This window comes from Endozoicomonas sp. SESOKO3 (assembly GCF_024606255.1).
This window is the reverse complement of sequence record NZ_JAHHPR010000753.1, coordinates 1-1,811: the sequence shown is the minus strand read 5'-3', so window position 1 is coordinate 1,811 and position 1,811 is coordinate 1. Positions and strand designations below refer to the sequence as shown.

The window sequence follows — 1,811 nt, the reverse complement described above, 5'->3', positions numbered from 1 at the left end:
CCCGTCAGTATCTGGTGGTCGAGGAGCCTGCCAGAGAGCGTCTGCCAAAGGTGCTGGAAAACCTTTCGCAACTGACCAAAGAGAACACGGCTCTAAAATCTGGATTATCTGCCACTGAGGATGAGCTGGACAATGTTAAAGGTACTCTTGAAGAGACCACCGGGCTGTTGGACGACAAAACCTCTGAGTTTATCGCCTTGAGAGAAGCGACCGCTGATCCTCAGGCACTGGATCGTCGGAACAAGCAATTGATGGAAGAAAATTTACAGTTGAAAAACCGGATTGAGGTAATAGAGGCTGAAAATAACCAGCTGATTCGGAGTAGCAGTATGCGCTGGTATCTCTATGGAAGTGGTACGATCATAATAGGTATTCTGCTGGGTTTGTTCTTGCCAATGATCCGATTCCGCAAAAAGCCTGCTTCCGACTGGGTTTAACCGTCTTCCTGAAGGTTTGAAAGAAGCCCCTGATATGACACGATCGGGGCTTCTGAAAGTAGCTGGATGCTGTCAGAGCCTGCTGGAAGTAGCGAGATTCTCTTTGGCCGGACTAGCATAAATCAGGAACGGTCATTGTGTCCGAGATCCCGTTCAGGATCTATCAGGTCACGGACTTTCTGTTTGATCTGCTTGGGTTGCGGAAAGCCGCCGTCCTGTTTTCTTTCCCAGATCTGTTTGCCGTTCAGGGTGATGACAAAGACACCACCTGTTCCGGGCTTCAGTCTCACCTCTCCCAGATCGGTGCTGAACGTACTGAGCAATTCCTGAGCAAGCCAGGCGGAGCGGAGCAACCACTGGCACTGGCTGCAATAGTTTATTTCTACAATGGGTTTTTCTGTCACGGTTTACTGCCTTGCAAGAGTTGAGTGAGTGATAGGTTCTATTTATTTTTGCCAGTGCCCTCTGTTCCTTCCTGGCTTGCTCAGAGTGTTCGGGAAGCCGCTTCAAATCCTACCATGAGTGTATCAGTCGGGCACGGTTAAAAGGCATTTTTTACTCAGCAGGCTCCTGATAGAATCTGCCCGTTAATGCAGTGAAGGAAAGGCCATGACGGTCATTGTAAATCCCGATATCGAACAATATTGCCATGACATTACCGGCGGTGAGTCGCCACTTCTGAAAGAGCTGGCCCAGGCGACAGAAGACCGGACCCGCTATCCGGGAAATATGTCGGGAAGAATGGTGGGGCAAACCTTGAAACTGCTGGTAGCCTTAAGTCACAGCAAGAGGGTGTTGGAAATCGGCATGTTCACCGGCTACGCGGCTTTATCCATGGCTGAAGCCCTGCCAGAGGATGGTGAAATCTATTGTTGTGAAACTAATCCTCGTGCCATTGCTATTGCAGAGGAATTCTTTGACCGATCACCCCATTCTCATAAGTTGAAAGTACTGTTTGGCAAAGCATTGGAAACCATCCCTACCATTGAGGGAGAACTCGACTTTGTTTTCATTGATGCCGACAAGAAAAAATACTTTGAATATCTGGAGCTGATTCTCCCCATGCTGAAGCAGGGAGGCGTTATTGTTATTGACGATGCGCTCTGGAAAGGCGGTGTATTGAACCCTCTGGATGAGCGGGATGAGGTGATTGCAAAGCTGAACCGCTATCTGTCTTCCAGGGCGGATCTGGATAATGTTCTTTTACCCGTCAGACATGGCCTTCATGTGGTACGTAAGATCTGATTTTAATCCTCTTTTTGACATTGTTTTAAATCTGACAAGTTTCTGGGGCATTAGTCCAACTCACTATTTGCAAAGAAAGATATGTTCTAGACGATCCATTGCCTCCCGGGAACCTCATCACCTATAGTT

3 protein-coding genes are annotated in these 1,811 nt (G+C 48.2%); 2 read left to right on the top strand and 1 reads right to left on the bottom strand.

Annotated elements, in window-relative coordinates; translation table 11 throughout:
• Positions 1 to 437, top strand: a 437-nt coding sequence (locus KDK18_RS13265) for a TIGR04211 family SH3 domain-containing protein (protein ID WP_257255405.1), incomplete at its 5' end; no start/stop codon positions are given.
• A gap of 122 nt (positions 438 to 559) precedes the next feature.
• Here the strand turns inward: KDK18_RS13265 and KDK18_RS13260 are convergent.
• Complete coding sequence (locus KDK18_RS13260) at positions 560 to 841, bottom strand: SelT/SelW/SelH family protein (protein WP_257255404.1); 282 nt, start codon at positions 839 to 841, stop codon at positions 560 to 562.
• 205 nt (positions 842 to 1,046) lie between these two features.
• On the opposite strand from KDK18_RS13260, the gene KDK18_RS13255 reads away from it, so the two are divergent.
• Entirely contained in the window at positions 1,047 to 1,682 is a 636-nt protein-coding gene (locus tag KDK18_RS13255) for an O-methyltransferase (protein ID WP_257255403.1), read from the top strand.
• Positions 1,683 to 1,811 lie beyond the last annotated feature (129 nt).

Bases quoted from the DNA above. Each gene is read 5' to 3' on its own strand.
- KDK18_RS13255 (WP_257255403.1), top strand. From the start codon at position 1,047: ATGACGGTCATTGTAAATCCCGATATCGAACAATATTGCCATGACATT.